The following is a 16605-nucleotide window of genomic DNA, read 5'->3' as shown; positions in this document are numbered from 1 at the left end:
GGGCTGGAAGGTAGCACTTTCGGCAGACGGCTGCTGGCGCGGGGAAACTGCCCGGCGTCTGGCGACGATCAGCCCAGCACGCGCTGCAAGAACGCACCCAGGTCGGCAATTTCCTCCAGACAGACCGAATGCGCCATCGGGTAGTCGTGCCATTCCACCGCATAGCCGAGCCGCTCCAGCGCGGCGCGCGTGTCGAGGGCGCGCGGCAGCACCACCACGCCGTCCTGCGTGCCGTGGGCCAGGAACACCGGCGTGGACTGATTCGCCGGATGGCGTTCGGCCTCGGTCGTGGCGGCCAATGGCAGGTAACCCGAGAGGCCGACGATGCCGGCCAGGCGCTCCGCGTGGCGCAGCCCCGTCATGAGGGCCATGGCGCAGCCCTGCGAAAAGCCGGCCAGCACGATGCGTTCGGCCGGGATGCCGCGCGCCTTTTCCTTGGCGATCAGGGCCTCGATCGCATCGCGCGAGCGGCGCAGGCCGGATTCGTCTTCTCGGCGCACCAGGTCGGGCGCGAAGATGTCGTACCAGGCGGGCATCGGGTAGCCGCCGTTGATGCTCACCGGCATCGACGGCGCACTGGGGAACACGAAGCGCACCGGGCCGACGTCGCCCAACTCCAGCTCCTTGGCAATGGGCACGAAGTCGTTGCCGTCGGCGCCCAGGCCGTGCATCACGATGACGCAGGCGGTGGGGTTGGGCGCGGTTTCGATCTCGAGGGTGGGCAGCAGGGACATGGCAGCGGGGATGAGTGGGGTGACGGGCGACAGACCGACACGATAGCGCACGGCAGGCGACTACCCTGTTCGCATGTCTCGAGGAACCGCATGAACCCCACCCCCATCGACCCATCTGAGGCCCCGCACGCTGCCGGCACGCCGACGCTAGGGCAGACGGCCACCCCTTTCGTCAAGCCCAAGTTCGACGCCTTGCTGATGGTCTGCAGCCGATGCGTCGAGCGCAGCAGTGGTCCGTCCAAGCGCAAGGCGAAGAAGCTGCCGGGCGACTTCAAGAAGGCGCTGGGCGCCGAGCGCCCGCGCTTTCGCATTGTTCAAACGTCCTGCCTCGGTCTGTGCCCGAAGAAAGCGACCGCCGTGGCCGCCGCGACGGGCGACGGCCCATTGCAACTGGCGGCCGTCGGTGGCACGGCGGACGTCCAGGCCGTGGCCGACCGCCTGCGCGGTCGTCGCTGAGCGCGCGACTGCGTCCTCGCGCGGCGCTCAGCGGCCCGCAGCCTGCCGGCACGCGCGCAGATTGCCATCGAAGCGGGGGGCGAGTTGCGCGTCGCACTCGCTGCCGTTGGGCATGAGGCGGCACAGGCCGACGATGACGAAATCGGACACGGCCTCGGTGCAGGCACGGTACGGTGCCAGCGCAGGGTTGGCGCGCGTCTTGAAGCCCCAGTCTTCCGAGAACATGATGGTGCGACCCATCGCCTCCTCGAAGTAGTCGCGGTCGCGCTCCTTCACGGCGTTTTCCATGCGCGGCAGTTCGCCGTCGAGGAAACGCACGGCGGCCGAAGGGAACTGCGCCACGTCCTGGGCGGCGGCAGTGCCGGCAGACAAGGTGACAAAGGCGGCCAGCGCCAGGAAACGAAGGACGGCGCGCGGGGTTGGCTGGGCGGAGGTCATGGGTTCGGATTCTCCTATGACGCGCGGGGGCCGCCTCTACACTCGCCGGATGCCATCCAAACCTTCACGCACGCTGCGCATGGCCGAACGCGGCATCCTCTGTCTGCTGATCGGCACCGCGGTGCTGGCAGGCCCGTACTTTCTGCAGTCGCCGCGCTGGCAGGACATGCTCGCGGGCGCCGCGACGGTCGGCTGGTTCGCCCTGGTGTTGGGCGCTGCACTGATCGTGGTCGACCTGGTGCAGCGCGCCAAGCGCAAGCGACCTTAGCCTGTTCCCAAGCTTTCTCAGCGCTTCCCGAGCGCCTTCTTCACCAGCTCCACCACGCCGAGCACGATCGCGCCGGCGACGATGCCAACGCCCGCGTTGACGAGCATCGACCCGACCGTGCCCAAGGCGCCCGCGCCGGTGGCCCAGGCTTCGACCGCATGGCCGAAGGCCGGCACGCCGTGCACCAGAATGCCGCCGCCCACCAGGAACATGGCGGCCGTGCCGGCCACCGACAGCGCCTTCATGAGCCAGGGCGCCGTCGCCAGGATGCCGCGGCCGAAGGCCTGCTGCGCGGCGCTGGCGCGGCGGGTGAGCCAGAGGCCCGCGTCGTCCAGCTTCACGATGCCAGCCACGAGCCCGTAGACGCCGATGGTCATGATGAGCGCGATGCCCGAGAGCACGGCGACCTGTGTGCCGAAGGGCTGCCCACCGACCGTGCCGAGCGTGATGACGATGATCTCGGCCGAGAGGATGAAGTCGGTGCGCACCGCGCCCTTGATCTTGGCCTTCTCGGCAGCGACGACATCGACCGCCGGGTCGGCCACGGCCTGCACGTGGTGCGCCACCTCGGCGTCGTGCTGTTCCTTGTGGAGGAATTTGTGGGCCAGCTTCTCGACCCCTTCGAAGCACAGGAAGGCGCCGCCGATCATCAGCAGCGGCGTGATCGCCCAAGGCAGAAAGCTGCCGATGAGCAAGGCCGCCGGCACCAGGATCAGCTTGTTGAGGAAGGAGCCCTTGCACACCGCCCAGACCACCGGCAGCTCGCGGTCGGCCTTGACGCCCGAAACCTGCTGGGCATTGAGCGCGAGGTCGTCGCCCAGCACGCCTGCGGTCTTCTTGGCCGCGACCTTGGTGAGGATCGACACGTCGTCGAGGACGGTCGCGATGTCGTCGAGCAGGAGGAAAAGGCTGGCGGCCATGGTGCGGGGCGTCGGAGTGATGAAGCCGCGCAGCTTAGCCGCTGGTCAAGCGTGGTTCATGAAAATCCCGTGGCCGTCCTACGCCGGCGCAAGCAGGTGCAGAACCGGAACGCTCAGGCCACGCTGCGCTTGAGGCGAATCTCCTCGATCTTCACGCTGCCGACGGCCGTCGTCTTGGCGGTCTTCATCTCGCGCTTGAAGCCGGCGAGTTCGTGGAAGCGCATGGCGCGCTCGTTGCGCAGCGGCACCCACACGGTGACGGTGGTGCAGCCCTCTTCCTCCAGGCCGTCGCGCGCGGCGTCCCACAGCGCCACGCCGGCGCCCTTGTCCCAGTGCTCCGGCTTGACGTAGATGGACCAGATCTCGCCGGTGGTCGAGGGGGTCTTGGGGTCGCGCGAGCGGTCGTAGCCGACGAAGCCGACGACCTCGCCGCCGAGCTCCGCCACCTGCACCTGCGGCTCGCTGAACTCGATGGCCTCGCGCCACTTGGCTTCACGGCTGGCCGGCGCCAGGGCGCGCAGTTCTTCTTCGGGCAGGATGTCCCGGTAGGCCGCCTGGACGGCGGCGGCATGGATTTCGGCGATGACTTTGGCGTCGCGCATCGTGGCGGGACGGACTTCGTAGTGGGACATGAATTCGGGAGTTCTTCGATGGAACCGCGTATTGTCGCCGCCCGCTAAACTCGCCGCCACATTCACCATTCATCGTCGGAGAGTCACCATGGCCAAAGGTCAGCAACGCGCCAACAAAGAGGTCAAGAAGCCCAAGAAGGACACCTCGCCTCCCAAGGCACCCGGAGCGGCCGTCGACGAGCCGATCCGCACCATGACCACGGCGGTGATCCCGCGCGGCAAGCTCAAGAACAAGTGACGGCCGACGCCGCGCCCCCCGCCCCTTCGGCACCGCCCTCGGCCGCCCAGCCGCGCAACCCGCTGCATGGGTTGACGCTGGAAGCCATCGTGCGCGCACTGGAGGCGGAATACGGCTGGGCAGGCCTGAACGAGCGCATTCCCCTGCGCTGCTTCGGGCAGGACCCGAGCGTGGGTTCGACCTTGAAATTCCTGCGCAAGACGCCCTGGGCGCGCGAGAAGGTCGAGAGCCTGTACCTCTTCATGCTGCGCGACCAGCGGCGCCAGTCGCAGGGCGCCGCCCCGCGCTGACCCGATGCGGGTGCGCGTCGACCCCCGCGGTTTCGAGTTCGACACCGCCCCCGGCCAGACCCTGCTGCGCGCCGCGGACGCGGCCGGCATCGAACTGCCGAGTTCCTGCCGCAACGGCACCTGCCGCACCTGCCTGTGCCGCCTGCGTGCGGGCGAAGTGAGCCACACCATCGAGTGGCCCGGCCTCAGCGCCGAGGAGAAAACCGAAGGCTGGATCCTTCCCTGCGTCGCCGAGCCGCTGACGGATGTCGTGCTCGACGTGCCGGCGGCCTTCTCGATCTTCGAGGATTAGGGCCTGTTCACCGGCCCTACGGCCCGGACCATCACTCGGCCCAGACCACCGTGCCCGTCCACGCCGTCACCAGCACCACGATGCCGAACACGATGCGGTAGTAGGCGAAAGGCACGAAGGTGTGCGTGCTGATGTACTTCAGCAGCCAGCGCACGCAGAGCCAGGCGCTCAGGAACGAGAACAGCAGACCGACCGCGAAGAGCGGGATGTCGGCCACCGACAGCAGCGCGCGCGCCTTGTAGAGGCTGTACACACCGGCACCGATCAGCGTCGGGATGGCGAGGAAGAAGGAGAAGTCGGTGGCGGCCTTGCGGCTCAGGCCGAGCAGCATGCCGCCGATGATGGTGGAGCCGCTGCGGCTGGTGCCGGGCACCATGGCGAAGCACTGCACCAGGCCGACCTTGAGCGCGTCCCACGGGGTCATGTCGTCGACGTTCTCGACGCGGATCGAGCCCGGCGGCCGCTTCTCGGCCCACAGGATGATGAAGCCGCCGATGATGAAGGTGGTGGCGACGACGACCGGCGTGAAAAGGCGCGCTTCGATCGCCTTGCCGAAAAGCAGGCCCAGCAGCACCGCCGGGAAGAAACCGATCAGCACGTTCAGCGCGAGGCGCCGCGCCTTGGCCTGGCGGGGCAGCGCAACGACGGTCGAATGGATCTTCTGCCAGTACACCAGGATCACCGCGAAGATGGCGCCGGTCTGGATCGCGATCTTGAAGACGGTCCCGCGTTCGCCCCCGAAGCCGCCCAGCAGCGACCCGGCGAGGATGAGGTGGCCGGTCGACGAGATCGGCAGAAATTCGGTCAGGCCCTCGACGATGCCCATGATCGCGGCCTTGGCCAACAAAACGATATCCACGCGTGCTCCTTGAAAGAGCCTGGATTATCGCGAGCGCGTGCGTCAGCTCCCGTTCAGACTGCGCGCGCTGGCAGGGCTAAGCGAGCCGGGCACGCAACGCGCGCACGGCACTGTCGACCGTCGTCAGCACCGTCAGCCCGGTCGCGGCCTCGCAGGCGGTGCGTGCGCGCGCCATGCTGAACTGCGCCAGCGCGATGCGCTCGCAGCCACGCGCCTTCAAAGCCAACGCCTGTTCGGCGATCAGCGCATCGTGCGTGGCGCCATCGCCGCGGTTCAACGCGTCGAGCGCACCTTCGGCGAGCGCGGTCTGCAGCACGATGCCTTCCGGAAATTCCGGCGGCATCGACACCAGCGTCGGCGCGAAGGTCGAGATCAGCCCCAGCGTGCCGCGGCCGGCCGCTGCCTCGGCGAGCATCGCCTCGTTGGGCTTCAACACCGGCATCGACGCATGCCGCCGCGCCACCGCTTCGATGCACGGCCCGAAGGCCGAGCAGGTGAAGAGGATGCCTTGTGCACCGGCATCGACGGCGTACTGCGCCAGCCGCTGAAAGCGCTCGTGCATCGCTGCGTCCAGGCCCTGACCGTTGCGGGCCAGGTCGGCCGACAGGCTGTCGTCGAGCAGGTTCATGCGCTGGGCTTGCGGCCAGTCGCGCACGAAGGCGGTGTTGATCGGGTCGACGGAATGGGCGAGTGCGTGGATCAGGGCGATGCGGGTCATGGCGAATGATGGATCAAAGGATGTCGGCCATCGACAGCGCGGGCGTCTGCGCGATGCGCGCGGCGATCTCGCGGCAGGCCGCCAGCAGCGGCGCGACGTAGGCCTGCTCGGGATGGTCTTTCTGACGGAACACCAGCGTGCTCACGCTGATCGCCGCCACCGGCACGCCCTCGATGCCGCGGATCACGGCGCCGAAGCAATGGATGCCCGGCTCGTTCTCTTCGTTGTCGACCGACCAGCCGCGCGCACGCGTCTGCGCGATCTGCGCTTGCAGCGCACCGATGTCGGCGGTCGTGTTGACGGTGTAGCGCGGCATCGGCAGGCTCTCGAGCAAAGCAGCGAGCGCCGTCTCGTCCAGCGCCGCCAGGTAGGCCTTGCCCACCGCCGTGGCATGCAGCGACACGCGGGTGCCGATGCGCGAGGCCATGCGCACGGCGCTCGGGCTCTCGAGCTTCTCGATGTAGACCATGCTGTCGCCGTTGGGCACGGCCAGGTGCACCGTTTCGCCGGTGAGGTCGCGCAGGCGCTTGAGTTCGTCGACGGCGGCCAGCCGCAGTTCCGAGCGGCCCCAGCTGCGGCTCGCCAGCTGAATGAGCCGCGGGCCGAGCGCCAGCGTGGCGCCGTGCGCGCCTTCCACCAGCAACCGCTCGGCGATGAGCGCGGCGACGATGCGGTGCACCGTCGGGCGCGGGTAGCCGCTCGCGCGCATCAGCGCGCCGATGTTCATCGGTGCCTCGGCATCGGCCACCAGTTGCAGCACATGCATGAACTTCGAAAACGATGCGGTGCCGGCGACCTGCGCAGCCGCGGCGGAGGGCCCGGGCGCTGCCATTCAGGCCACCAGGTAGCCGCCGTCGACCGGCAGGATCACGCCCGTCATGAACGACGCCGCCGGCGTGCACAGGAACATCGCGGCGCGCGCCACGTCGTCGGGCGTGCCCCAGCGGCCGAGCGGCGTGCGCGCGAGGATCGGGCCGGCGCGGGCCGGGTCGTCCTGCAGCGCCTTCGTCAGCGGCGTGGCGATCCAGCCCGGCGCCACCGCGTTGACGCGGATGCCGTCGGCCGCATAGGCGATGGCGAGCGACTTGGTGAGCTGCGCCACGCCGCCCTTGCTGGCCGCGTAGCCCGGCACCAGGCCGCCGCCGAAGAAGCTCAGCATCGAGGCGGTGTTGACGATGCAACCGCCGCTGGCCTTGAGCCGCTCGCGCGTCGCGCCGCACACACGCATCGTGCCCGTGAGGTTGACCGCCAGCACCTTCTCGAAGACGTCCAGGTCGTGCTCCGCGCCGCGCTGGATGATGCCTGCGCAGTTGAAGACGATGTCGAGCCGGTCGATGGGTGCGAGCGCCGCGTCGATGCTCTCGGCCGAGGTCACGTCGGCCTGCTTCACCTCGACGGCCGCGTCGAGCGTGCCGTCGCCGCCGCCCAGGCCGATGGCCGTGACCTGCGCGCCCAGCGCGGCCAGGTGGTTGGCGATGACGGCGCCGATGCCCTGCGTCGCGCCCGACACGAGCGCACGCTTGCCCTTGAAAAGATCTGGCTGGTAGGTCATGGGTCTTGTGGCGTCAATAGCTCGCACGACCACCGGACAGGTCGAACACCGAGCCGGTGTTGAAAGTGCAGGAGCCCGAGCACAGCCAGGCCACCATCTCGGCCACCTCGGCGGTCTCGCCGAGTCGCTTCATCGGGCTCTTGTCGATCATGTTCTGCACATGCGCGATGGACATCTGCGCGAGGATGGGCGTGCGCACGGCCGCCGGCGCGATGGCGTTGACCAGGATGCCGGTGGTCGCGAGTTCCTTGCCGAGCGACTTGGTCAGCGCCAGCACGCCGGCCTTGGCCGCGCTGTAGGCCGATGCGTTGGGCGTGCCTTCCTTGCCCGCGAGCGACGCGATGTTGACGATGCGGCCGCTGCCCGCGGCGCGCAGGTGCGGCACCACGGCGCGGCAGACGTTGAAGGTGCCGACGAGGTTGACGTCGACGATGCGCCGCCAGATCGCGGGGTCGTACTGGTCGAGCGGCGTCGTCGGCCCGGCGAAGCCGGCGCTGTTCACCACGAAGTCGATGCGGCCGTAACGCGCCACCACTTCCTGCGCGGCCAGCTCGACGGCGGCGAGGTCGGTCACGTCGACCTGCCACGCATCGTCGCTCGCAGCCTGCTCGGCCGCGTCCCAGATCGCGACGCGGGCGCCGCTCTCGTGCAGCTGGCGGGCCACCTCGGCACCGATGCCGCTGGCCCCGCCGGTGACGATCGCGACGCTGCCCGTGAAGTCGTAGCGCGCCGTCGCGTAACCCGAGGCGCTCATCGGATGAACTGCTTCGTGTAGTCCGCGCCCAGGCCCACCGCCTCGAAGTGCTTGCGGCACATGTCGATCTTGGTGAACACGTCTTCGTAGCCCATGCCCTTGCCGTACGGGTCGGTGTAGTACATGACACCGTTGACCTGGAAGTACGTGATCATTTCCTCGACGTCTTCAGGCACGTAGAGCGTGTGCGTCTCGCCCGGCGGCTCGAAGACGTAGCTGCCCTCGGTCGCTTCCCAGTCGTGCTCGAGGTAGCGCCAGCGGCCCTTCAACACGAAGCCGTGCACCGCCTGCGGGTGGCGGTGGCGACTCAGCACACCCGACTTGCGCACGCGCAGCAGGTTCATCCAGTAGCCCTGGCTGGCGTTGAGGCAGAGCGGCCGGAACCACACGTTCTCGGCCTGTGGCACCCACAGGCGCTCGTCGGTCGGGATGGCGTGCTGCACCACGATTTCCGGCAGCGCGTCCGGCGGGTTCGGGTACTGGTACGGGGTCTTCGGATCAGGATCGTTGGCGTCGATGGGCATTTGACTTGTCCATAATGTGGATGACTATCTACATTATGGACAGCGGTGTGCGACAGCGCGCTCGGGCCAATCCCTAGTTCGGCACCTGCCAGCCGCCGCCCAGGCCCTGGATCAATCCCACCGCTGCGATCTGCCGGTTGACCAGCAGCTGCAGCACCGTGCGACGCGCGCTCAGCGCCGAGGCTTGCGCGGTAACCACTTCGGTGTAGCTCACTTGGCCCGCACGGTAACGGTTGAGGATCTGCTGCTCGGTGCGGTCCGCCGCGGCCGAGGCCTCGCGGCGCAAGGCCTCCTGCGCGGCCAGGCTGGCGGTGGCGGTGAGCTGGTCTTCGACACCCTGGAAGGCCGTCAGCACCGTCTGCCGATAGCTGGCCACCCGGGCGTCGTACGAAGCCTTGGCTGCATCCACCTGCGCGCCGATGGCGCCCGCGTCGAACAGCACCTGGGCCGCAGAAAGGCCGAGCGACCACAGCGTGTTCGAGGCACTGAACAGGTCCGACACGCGGCTGGACGAGCGCCCGAGCGAGGCGCTCAGGCTGAAGCTCGGGTAATACGCCGAGCGCGCGATGCCGATCTGCGCGTTGGCCTGGGCCACCGCGCGCTCGGCCGACGCGATGTCGGGCCGGCGCTGCAGCAGCGTCGACGGCACACCCAGCGGCACTGCGGGCACCACGGGCGTCCACGCCGTCTCGACCGGCAGTTGGAAGTCGGCCGGTGCGACGCCGATGAGCACGGCGATGGCGTGCTCGTAGGTGTCGCGCGTGCGCTGCAGCGCGACGCGGTCGGCGCGCGTGTTGACCAGCTGCGTCTGCGCCTGCAGCACGTCGCTTTGTGCGGCGATGCCGGCTTCGTAGCGGTTGCGCGTGATGGCGTAAGCGCGCTCGTAGCCTTCGAGCGTCTCGGCCAGCAGCGCGAGTTCCGCATCGGCCTCGCGCAGCGAGAAGTAGTTCGACGCAAGCGCGCCCTGCGCCGACAGGCGCGCTGCGGCCAGATCGGCCTCGCTCGCCTGGGCCTGGGCCTGCGCACTGCCGACGTTCTCGCGCAGCCGGCCCCACAGGTCGGGCGCCCAGTCGGCACCCAGCGTCGCACTGGCGCTGCCGCGCGCATCGCCGGCGCCCCGCGTTCCGCTGCGCGCCGCACTGCCCGACAACGACACCGTCGGGAACAGCGACGCCCGCGCCTCGCGCACCAGCGCCTGGGCCTGCGCGTAGTTCGCCACGGCGATGGCGATGTTCTGGTTGGACACTTGCACGCGTTCGGCCAGCGCGTCGAGCCCCGCGTCGCCGAAGAGCTGCCACCACGGACCCCGCTCGAAGGCATCGGCCGGGGCGGCCGGCAGCCAGCCTTCAGCAGCGGGCGCCTCCTTCCAGGCGCTGGGCGACACCATTGCCGGTCGCTCATAGGTCGGCCCGACCGCGCAGGCGGTGAGCGAGGCGGCAGCGGCCAGCGCCATCAACGTAGGCAGGAAGGACGATCGGGAACGCATGGCTGGTCTTCTTCTCTCGGGTTCAGGCGGCAGCGACGCCGCCTTCGGCGTCGTCGCTGCGCGCGAGATGTTTCTCGTTGGGCGCGCGGCGGCGCAGCTTGTCCATCAGCACATAGACCACCGGCGTCGTCAGCAGCGTGAGCAACTGGCTCGCGATCAGCCCGCCGACGATGGCCACGCCCAGCGGCTGGCGCAACTCCGCACCCTGGCCGAAGCCGATGGCCAGCGGCAGTGCGCCGAGGATGGCCGCCAGCGTGGTCATCAGGATCGGGCGGAAGCGCAGCATGCAGGCCTCGCGCACGGCGTCGGTGGCCGACAGCCCGCGCGAGCGCTCGGCCTCCAGCGCGAAGTCGATGATCATGATGGCGTTCTTCTTCACGATGCCGATCAAGAGGAAGAGCCCGATCAACGCAATGATCGACAGCTCCATGCGGAACAGCAGCAGCGCCAGCACCGCGCCCACGCCGGCCGAAGGCAGCGTGGTCAGCACCGTGATCGGATGGATCAGGCTTTCATACAGGATGCCCAGCACGATGTAGATCACGACGATGGCCGCGATGATCAGCAGCATCTGCTGCGCGTTGGACTGCTCCGCCGCCCGTGCCGTGCCAGAGAAGCTGCCGCGCACGTTGACCGGCATCGCGATGTCGTTCTCGGCCTGCTTCACCAGACGCTGGCCCTCGGCGAGCGTCACGCCGTCGGCCAGGCTGAACGACACGGTGCTCGCGAGCTCGGTGTCTTCATGGCTGATGGAGCTGGGCACCGCACGCTCGCTCAGCTTGGCGAAGGCCGCGAGCGGCACCATGTTGGTCGTGGTCGAGGCCAGGGCCTGGCCGGCCGACGAGTTGCGCGCACCGGGGTTGGCCGAGGTGGTGGTGGACGTGCCGGTGGCCGCGTCGGTGGTGTTCTGCACCGAGCTCACCGTGGTGGCGCCGCTCGCGGTGGTGGCGGTGTTGAGCGTCGAGGGCACGTACAGGTCCTTCAGCACGACCGGTGCGGGCTGGAAGCGCGGCGCCCACTCCATGATCACCGAGTACTGGTTCAGGTCGTTGTAGATCGTGGCCACCGAACGCTGGCCATAGGCGTTGTAGAGCGCGTTGTCGACCGCGCTCGAGGTCACGCCCAGGCGCGTCGCCGCGTCGCGGTCGACCTCGACGAAGGTCTCGACGCCGTTGTCCGACGATTCGCCGTCGACGTCGGTGAGCTGCGGCAGCTCCTTGAGCCGTTCGGCCAGTTTGTTCGACCAGATGCGCAGGTCGCTCAGGCTGTCGCTCTTGAGCGTGTACTGGTAGGTCGAATTGCTCTGCCGTCCGCCCATGCGCAGGTCCTGCACCGGGCCGAGGAACACGCGCAGCCCGGTCAGCTGATTGAGCTGGGGGCGCAGGCGGTCGATCACCACCTGGGTCTTCACCTGGCGCTCGGCCAGCGGCTTGAGGTTGACGAACATGAAGCCGCCCCCCGCGCGCGAGCCGCCCGCGAAGCCCACCACCGTGTCGACCGCCGGGTCGGCATGGATGATGTCCACCGCCTGCTTCAGCTTGGCGGTGAGCGCCACCGACGAAATGCTCTGGTCGGCCCGCAGGCCGGCGTTGAGCTGCCCGTTGTCCTGCTGCGGAAAGTAGCCCTTGGGCACGGCCATGAAGAGATACACGTTGAGCGCGATGACGGCCAGCAGCACCGCCATCACCACGAGCTTGGCCGACAACGCCCAGTCGAGGCTGTGGCCGTACACGCGCAGGCTCCACTGCCACAGGCGTTCGGTCCAGCGCATGAAGGGCCCGCTGATGCGGCCTGGCGGCTTGCGCGCGTAGTAACTCTCGGCGCGCAGCAGCATCGCGCACATCATCGGCGTGGTGGTGAGCGAGATCACCAGCGAGATCAGCACCGCCGCCGACAGCGTGACCGCGAATTCGCGGAACAGCCGCCCCACCTGGCCGCCCATGAACAGCAGCGGGATGAACACCGCCACCAGCGACAGACTGATCGACAGCACCGTGAAACCGACCTCGCGCGCACCGCGCAGCGCGGCCGACACGCGGTCCATGCCGTTCTCGATGTGGCGCTGCGTGTTTTCCAGCACCACGATGGCGTCGTCGACCACGAAGCCGGTGGCGACGGTCAGCGCCATCAGGCTCAGGTTGTTGAGCGAGAAGCCCAGCAGGTGCATCACGCCGAAGGTGCCGAGCAGCGACACCACGGTCGCCACCGCCGGGATGATGGTGGCGCGCGCTCGGCGCAAGAACACACCGACCACCAGCACCACGAGCACCACCGAGATCACCAGCGTCAGCTCGACCTCGTGCAGCGACGAGCGGATGGAGTTGGTGCGGTCGGACGCGACCTGCACCTCGATGTCGGTCGGCAGTTGCGCGCGCAGTTCGGGGATGAGCTGGCGCACCCCGTCGACCGTCTCGATGATGTTCGCGCCCGGCTGCTGCGTGACCAGCACGATCACCGCCGGCTGGCCGTTGAACAGGCCCACAGTGCGCGTGTTCTCCACGCTGTCGATGACCTCGGCCACGTCGCGCAGGCGCACGGCGGCATTGTTGCGCCAGGCGATCACCAGGTCGCGGTAGTCCGCTGCGCGCAGGCCGGGCGCCGGCGTGTAGACCTGCAGCCGCCGGCCCTCGCCCTCGATCGTGCCCTTGGGGCGGTTGGCGTTGTTGGCCTGAATGGCGGCGCGTACGTCTTCGGTGCTGATGCCCAGGCGGTTGAGTGAAAACGGCTCCAGCTCGACGCGCACCGCCGGCAGCGAGCCACCACCGATCTCCACGTCGCCCACGCCCTCGACCTGCGACAGGCGCTGGCTCACGATGTTCGACACCGCGTCGTAGATCTGGCCCGGTGTCCGCGTCTTCGAGGTCAGCGTCAGGATCATGATCGGCGCGGCCGTCGGATTCGCCTTGCGGTAGGTCGGGTTGCTGCGCAGCGTGGACGGCAAATCGGCGCGCGCCGCGTTGATGGCAGCCTGCACCTCGCGGGCCGCTGCGTCGATGTTGCGGCTCAGGTCGAACTGCAGCGTGACCCGCGTCGACCCGTTGGAGCTGTTCGACGTGAGTTCGTTGACGCCCGGTATCACGCCAAGCCGCCGCTCCAGCGGCGTCGCCACGCTCGAGGCCATGGTGCTGGGGCTCGCGCCCGGCAGGCTGGCCGACACCGAGATGGTCGGGAAGTCGACCTGCGGCAACGGCGACACCGGCAGCACGAAGAAGGCCATGATGCCGGCCAGCGCGATGCCGATCGTCAGCAGCACGGTCGCGATCGGGCGCTCGACGAAGAGCTTCGACAGGTTCATGGCGCGGGCGTCGCCACCTCGGGCTCATCGCCTTCGCGCCGGCGCGAGAAGCGGCGCCCCACGCGGTCGAAGGCCAGGTAGATCACCGGCGTGGTGAACAGCGTGAGCATCTGGCTGAGCACCAGCCCGCCGAAGATCGCCAGGCCCAGCGGCCGGCGCAGCTCGGCGCCTTCGCCCCAGCCCAGCATCAGCGGCACGGCGGCGAAGAGCGCGGCCAGCGTGGTCATCAGGATCGGGCGGAAGCGCAGCAGCGCGGCCTGGTGGATCGCCTCCTGCGGCGACTTGCCCTGCCGCCGCTCGGCGTCGATCGCGAAGTCGATCATCATGATCGCGTTCTTCTTGACGATGCCGATCAGCAGGATGATGCCGATGATGCCGATCACGCCCAGGTCGTTGCCGGTGACCATCAGCGCCAGCAGCGCGCCGACGCCGGCCGACGGCAGCGTCGACAGGATCGTGAGCGGGTGCACGTAGCTCTCGTACAGCACGCCCAGCACGATGTACACGCAGATCACCGCCGCCAGGATGAGCCACAGCTGGTTCGACAGCGACTTCTCGTAGGCGCCCGCGGCGCCGAGGAAGTTCATCGTGATGCTCGACGGCAGGCCGATCTCCAGCGCCGCAGCGCGGATGGCTGACACCGACTTGCCCAGCGCCACGCCGGGGGCGGTGTCGAAGCCGACGGTGGCGGCCGGGTACTGCGCCACGCGCGTGACCTGCAGTGGCGCGAGCTGCTCGCGCACCGTCGCGAACGACGACAGCGGCGTGGCCGTGCCGGCGCCCGTGCGCATCTGCAGCGTGCCCAGGCCCTGGATCGACGAGAGCCCTTCACGCTGCGCCTCGAGGATCACGCGGTACTGGTTGGTTTCGGTGAAGATGGTCGAGACGATGCGCTGGCCGAAGGCGCTGTACAAGGCATCGTCGACCGAGCTGGCCGTGACCGACAGGCGCGAGGCCGTGCTGCGGTCGATGTCGACGTACGCCGCCAGACCCTGTGCGCCGGCATCGGTCGTCGCGTTGCGCACCAGCGGTTCTTTCGCGAGCCGATCGACCAGCTTCTTCGCCCAGCCGTTGACCGCGGCCGTGTCGACGCCTTCGAGCGACACGCGGAACTCGGTGGGGCCGGTCTCGGCGTCGATGGTGAGGTCCTGCGTGGGCTGCAGGTAGAGCCGGGCACCGGCCACGTCGCGGCTGACGCGCTCGCTCAGCCGCGTCATGATGGTCTGCTGGTCGCCGCGGTCTTCGCGCAGGTTGACCAGCACGCTGCCCGTGTTGAGCGTGGTGTTGTTCGCCGCGTCGACGCCCACCACCGAACTCACGCTGCGCACGTCGGGGTCGCGCAAGATGGCGTTGGCCGCCGCCTGCTGGATCTCGGCCATGCGCAGGTACGACACGTCCTGCGACGCTTCGACGCGGCCCTTGAGCTGGCCGGTGTCCTGCGTCGGGAAGAGACCCTTGGGGATGGCGATGTAGAGCAGCACCGTCAGCACCATCGTGGCCAGGGCCACGACCATGGTCAGTGGCTGATGGCGCAGCACCCATTGCAGCCACACGTCGTAGCGCGCGATCACGCGGTCGAAGAAGCGCTGCACCGCGTGGCCGAAGCGACCGCTCTGCTCCGCCTCGGGCTTGAGCCAGCGCGCCGCCATCATCGGCACCAGCGTGAGCGAGACCACCGCGGAGATCAGGATGGTGATCGACAAGGTGACCGCGAATTCGCGGAACAGCCGGCCCACCACGTCGCTCATGAAGAGCAGCGGGATCAGCACCGCGATGAGCGAGACGGTCAGCGAGATGATGGTGAAGCCGATCTGCGTCGCGCCCTTGAGCGCGGCGGCGAAGGGCTTCTCGCCTTCTTCCAGGTAGCGTGCGATGTTCTCGATCATCACGATCGCGTCGTCGACGACGAATCCGGTCGCGATGGTCAGCGCCATCAGGCTCAGGTTGTTGAGCGAATAGCCCAGCAGGTACATCAGGCCGCAGCTGCCGATGAGCGAGATCGGCACGGCGATGCTGGCGATGATGGTGGCACGGACGTTGTGCAGGAAGAAGAAGATCACCAGCACGACCAGCACCACGGCCAGGATGAGCTCGAGCTGCACGTGGTGCACCGACGCGCGGATGCCGGTGGTGCGGTCGGACAGGATCTCCACGCGCACGGCGCCGGGCAGCGAGGCCTGCAGTTCGGGCAGCTGCTTGCGGATGGCGTCGACCGTGGCGATCACATTGGCGCCCGGCTGGCGTTGCACGTTGAGGATGACGGCAGGCCGTAGCGTGCCTTCCGCCCCAGCCTCTTCACCCTTCAGCGCCGCCCAAGCGCCGAGCTGCGTGTTCTCGGCACCGTCGACCACGCGGGCCACGTCGGTCATGCGCACCGGCGCGCCGTTCTTCCAGGCGACGATCAGGTTCTTGTAGTCGGCCGCGGTGACCAGCTGGTCGTTCGCATTGATGGTGTACGAGCGCTTCGGGCCGTCGAAGCTGCCCTTGGCGCTGTTGGCATTGGCCGCGGTGATGGCGCTGCGCAGCGTGTCCAGGCCGATGCCGACCGACGCCAGGGCATTGGTGTTGGCCTGGATGCGCACGGCCGGCCGCTGTCCGCCCGAAAGCGTGACCAGCCCGACCCCGGTGACCTGGCTCATCTTCTGGGCGAGCCGGGTGTTGACCAGGTTCTGCACCTCGGTCAGCGGCATCGTCTCGGAGCTGACGGCCAGCGTGAGGATGGGTGAATCGGCCGGGTTGACCTTGGCGTACACGGGCGGCGCCGGCAGATCGGCCGGCAGCAGCGAACTGCCCGCGTTGATGGCCGCCTGCACCTGCTGCTCGGCGACATCGAGCGTTTCGCTCAGGTCGAATTGCAGCGTGACGAGCGACACGCCGGCAGCGCTGGTCGAACTCATGCGGGCGAGTCCTGACATCTGGCCGAACTGCCGCTCCAGCGGCGCGGTGACGGTGCGGCTCATCACCTCGGGGCTGGCACCGGGATAGAGGGTCTGGACCTGGATGGTCGGGTAGTCGACCTGCGGCAGTGCCGCCAGCGGCAGGAAGCGCAGGCCGACCAGGCCGGCCAGCACGATGGCGAGCATCAGCAGCCCGGTGGCGACCGGGCGCTCGATGAAGGGACGGGACGGGCTCACGCGTGGCGCCTCCGG

At 68.8% G+C, this 16605-nt stretch carries 18 protein-coding genes; 5 read left to right on the top strand and 13 right to left on the bottom strand.

The window, feature by feature from the left end; translation table 11 throughout:
- Window positions 1–68 precede the first annotated feature (68 nt).
- Window positions 69–734, bottom strand: coding sequence for an alpha/beta hydrolase (locus ACSFA0_RS07890; RefSeq protein ID WP_435449646.1), 666 nt, complete (start codon window positions 732–734; stop codon window positions 69–71).
- Between the two features lie 90 nt (window positions 735–824).
- Here ACSFA0_RS07890 and ACSFA0_RS07885 point away from each other — a divergent pair, with 90 nt between their 5' ends.
- Complete coding sequence (locus ACSFA0_RS07885; RefSeq protein WP_435449645.1) at window positions 825–1190, top strand: hypothetical protein; 366 nt, start codon at window positions 825–827, stop codon at window positions 1188–1190.
- A 27-nt stretch (window positions 1191–1217) separates the two neighbouring features.
- Here ACSFA0_RS07885 and ACSFA0_RS07880 read toward each other — a convergent pair whose 3' ends face one another.
- Window positions 1218–1628: a hypothetical protein gene (locus ACSFA0_RS07880; protein WP_435449644.1), complete on the bottom strand. Its 411-nt coding sequence runs from the start codon at window positions 1626–1628 to the stop codon at window positions 1218–1220.
- A gap of 49 nt (window positions 1629–1677) precedes the next feature.
- On the opposite strand from ACSFA0_RS07880, the gene ACSFA0_RS07875 reads away from it, so the two are divergent.
- Complete coding sequence (locus ACSFA0_RS07875) at window positions 1678–1896, top strand: hypothetical protein (protein ID WP_435449643.1); 219 nt, start codon at window positions 1678–1680, stop codon at window positions 1894–1896.
- Between the two features lie 17 nt (window positions 1897–1913).
- Here ACSFA0_RS07875 and ACSFA0_RS07870 read toward each other — a convergent pair whose 3' ends face one another.
- Entirely contained in the window at window positions 1914–2816 is a 903-nt protein-coding gene (locus tag ACSFA0_RS07870; protein WP_435449642.1) for a DUF808 domain-containing protein, read from the bottom strand.
- Window positions 2817–2929: 113 nt separating this feature from the next.
- Entirely contained in the window at window positions 2930–3448 is a 519-nt protein-coding gene (locus tag ACSFA0_RS07865) for a GNAT family N-acetyltransferase (RefSeq protein WP_435449641.1), read from the bottom strand.
- 88 nt (window positions 3449–3536) lie between these two features.
- Here ACSFA0_RS07865 and ACSFA0_RS07860 point away from each other — a divergent pair, with 88 nt between their 5' ends.
- From ACSFA0_RS07860 to ACSFA0_RS07850, 3 genes are read left to right on the top strand one after another with little or no spacing between them, the layout of a single operon-like run.
- A complete protein-coding gene (locus ACSFA0_RS07860; RefSeq protein WP_435449640.1) occupies window positions 3537–3686 on the top strand; it encodes a hypothetical protein in 150 nt (49 codons plus the stop codon).
- Window positions 3683–3976: a VF530 family protein gene (locus ACSFA0_RS07855; protein ID WP_435449639.1), complete on the top strand. Its 294-nt coding sequence runs from the start codon at window positions 3683–3685 to the stop codon at window positions 3974–3976. Before ACSFA0_RS07860 ends, ACSFA0_RS07855 begins: the two co-directional genes overlap by 4 nt.
- A gap of 4 nt (window positions 3977–3980) precedes the next feature.
- On the top strand, window positions 3981–4268 hold the full coding sequence (locus tag ACSFA0_RS07850; protein ID WP_435449638.1) for a 2Fe-2S iron-sulfur cluster-binding protein: 288 nt from the start codon (window positions 3981–3983) through the stop codon (window positions 4266–4268).
- A gap of 31 nt (window positions 4269–4299) precedes the next feature.
- On the opposite strand, the gene ACSFA0_RS07845 is transcribed toward ACSFA0_RS07850, so the two are convergent.
- The 9 genes from ACSFA0_RS07845 to ACSFA0_RS07805 form a co-directional block, all read right to left on the bottom strand.
- Window positions 4300–5127: an undecaprenyl-diphosphate phosphatase gene (locus tag ACSFA0_RS07845; RefSeq protein WP_435449637.1), complete on the bottom strand. Its 828-nt coding sequence runs from the start codon at window positions 5125–5127 to the stop codon at window positions 4300–4302.
- A 76-nt stretch (window positions 5128–5203) separates the two neighbouring features.
- On the bottom strand, window positions 5204–5845 hold the full coding sequence (locus tag ACSFA0_RS07840) for an aspartate/glutamate racemase family protein (protein WP_435449636.1): 642 nt from the start codon (window positions 5843–5845) through the stop codon (window positions 5204–5206).
- Between the two features lie 13 nt (window positions 5846–5858).
- Window positions 5859–6677: an IclR family transcriptional regulator gene (locus tag ACSFA0_RS07835; protein WP_435449635.1), complete on the bottom strand. Its 819-nt coding sequence runs from the start codon at window positions 6675–6677 to the stop codon at window positions 5859–5861.
- Entirely contained in the window at window positions 6678–7397 is a 720-nt protein-coding gene (locus tag ACSFA0_RS07830) for an SDR family NAD(P)-dependent oxidoreductase (protein ID WP_435449634.1), read from the bottom strand.
- 13 nt (window positions 7398–7410) lie between these two features.
- Window positions 7411–8151 carry an SDR family NAD(P)-dependent oxidoreductase gene (locus ACSFA0_RS07825; protein ID WP_435449633.1) on the bottom strand — a complete coding sequence of 247 codons (741 nt, stop codon included), beginning with the start codon at window positions 8149–8151 and terminating at the stop codon, window positions 7411–7413.
- A complete protein-coding gene (locus ACSFA0_RS07820) occupies window positions 8148–8675 on the bottom strand; it encodes a 2,4'-dihydroxyacetophenone dioxygenase family protein (RefSeq protein WP_435449632.1) in 528 nt (175 codons plus the stop codon). The genes ACSFA0_RS07825 and ACSFA0_RS07820 overlap by 4 nt, the downstream gene beginning before the upstream one ends.
- Before the next feature lie 73 nt (window positions 8676–8748).
- A complete protein-coding gene (locus ACSFA0_RS07815; protein WP_435449631.1) occupies window positions 8749–10161 on the bottom strand; it encodes an efflux transporter outer membrane subunit in 1413 nt (470 codons plus the stop codon).
- Window positions 10162–10183: 22 nt separating this feature from the next.
- The gene (locus tag ACSFA0_RS07810; protein WP_435449630.1) at window positions 10184–13456 is read right to left on the bottom strand and encodes an efflux RND transporter permease subunit; all 3273 of its coding nucleotides are present in this window, start codon (window positions 13454–13456) and stop codon (window positions 10184–10186) included.
- A complete protein-coding gene (locus ACSFA0_RS07805) occupies window positions 13453–16590 on the bottom strand; it encodes an efflux RND transporter permease subunit (protein ID WP_435449629.1) in 3138 nt (1045 codons plus the stop codon). Before ACSFA0_RS07805 ends, ACSFA0_RS07810 begins: the two co-directional genes overlap by 4 nt.
- Between the last annotated feature and the right edge of the window lie 15 nt (window positions 16591–16605).

This window comes from Variovorax restrictus (assembly GCF_051216715.1).
GTDB lineage: Bacteria > Pseudomonadota > Gammaproteobacteria > Burkholderiales > Burkholderiaceae_C > Variovorax.
The sequence above is the reverse complement of the archived record's forward strand: the minus strand, read 5'-3'. Positions and strand labels throughout refer to the sequence as shown.

What these genes read in the sequence shown, in the direction of transcription:
- ACSFA0_RS07890 (WP_435449646.1), bottom strand. Translation starts at nt 734, where the DNA reads ATGTCCCTGCTGCCCACCCTCGAGATCGAAACCGCGCCCAACCCCACC.
- ACSFA0_RS07885 (WP_435449645.1), top strand. Translation starts at nt 825, where the DNA reads ATGAACCCCACCCCCATCGACCCATCTGAGGCCCCGCACGCTGCCGGC.
- ACSFA0_RS07880 (WP_435449644.1), bottom strand. Translation starts at nt 1,628, where the DNA reads ATGACCTCCGCCCAGCCAACCCCGCGCGCCGTCCTTCGTTTCCTGGCG.
- ACSFA0_RS07875 (WP_435449643.1), top strand. Translation starts at nt 1,678, where the DNA reads ATGCCATCCAAACCTTCACGCACGCTGCGCATGGCCGAACGCGGCATC.
- ACSFA0_RS07870 (WP_435449642.1), bottom strand. Translation starts at nt 2,816, where the DNA reads ATGGCCGCCAGCCTTTTCCTCCTGCTCGACGACATCGCGACCGTCCTC.
- ACSFA0_RS07865 (WP_435449641.1), bottom strand. Translation starts at nt 3,448, where the DNA reads ATGTCCCACTACGAAGTCCGTCCCGCCACGATGCGCGACGCCAAAGTC.
- ACSFA0_RS07860 (WP_435449640.1), top strand. Translation starts at nt 3,537, where the DNA reads ATGGCCAAAGGTCAGCAACGCGCCAACAAAGAGGTCAAGAAGCCCAAG.
- ACSFA0_RS07850 (WP_435449638.1), top strand. Translation starts at nt 3,981, where the DNA reads ATGCGGGTGCGCGTCGACCCCCGCGGTTTCGAGTTCGACACCGCCCCC.
- ACSFA0_RS07840 (WP_435449636.1), bottom strand. Translation starts at nt 5,845, where the DNA reads ATGACCCGCATCGCCCTGATCCACGCACTCGCCCATTCCGTCGACCCG.
- ACSFA0_RS07835 (WP_435449635.1), bottom strand. Translation starts at nt 6,677, where the DNA reads ATGGCAGCGCCCGGGCCCTCCGCCGCGGCTGCGCAGGTCGCCGGCACC.
- ACSFA0_RS07830 (WP_435449634.1), bottom strand. Translation starts at nt 7,397, where the DNA reads ATGACCTACCAGCCAGATCTTTTCAAGGGCAAGCGTGCGCTCGTGTCG.
- ACSFA0_RS07825 (WP_435449633.1), bottom strand. Translation starts at nt 8,151, where the DNA reads ATGAGCGCCTCGGGTTACGCGACGGCGCGCTACGACTTCACGGGCAGC.
- ACSFA0_RS07820 (WP_435449632.1), bottom strand. Translation starts at nt 8,675, where the DNA reads ATGCCCATCGACGCCAACGATCCTGATCCGAAGACCCCGTACCAGTAC.
- ACSFA0_RS07815 (WP_435449631.1), bottom strand. Translation starts at nt 10,161, where the DNA reads ATGCGTTCCCGATCGTCCTTCCTGCCTACGTTGATGGCGCTGGCCGCT.
- ACSFA0_RS07810 (WP_435449630.1), bottom strand. Translation starts at nt 13,456, where the DNA reads ATGAACCTGTCGAAGCTCTTCGTCGAGCGCCCGATCGCGACCGTGCTG.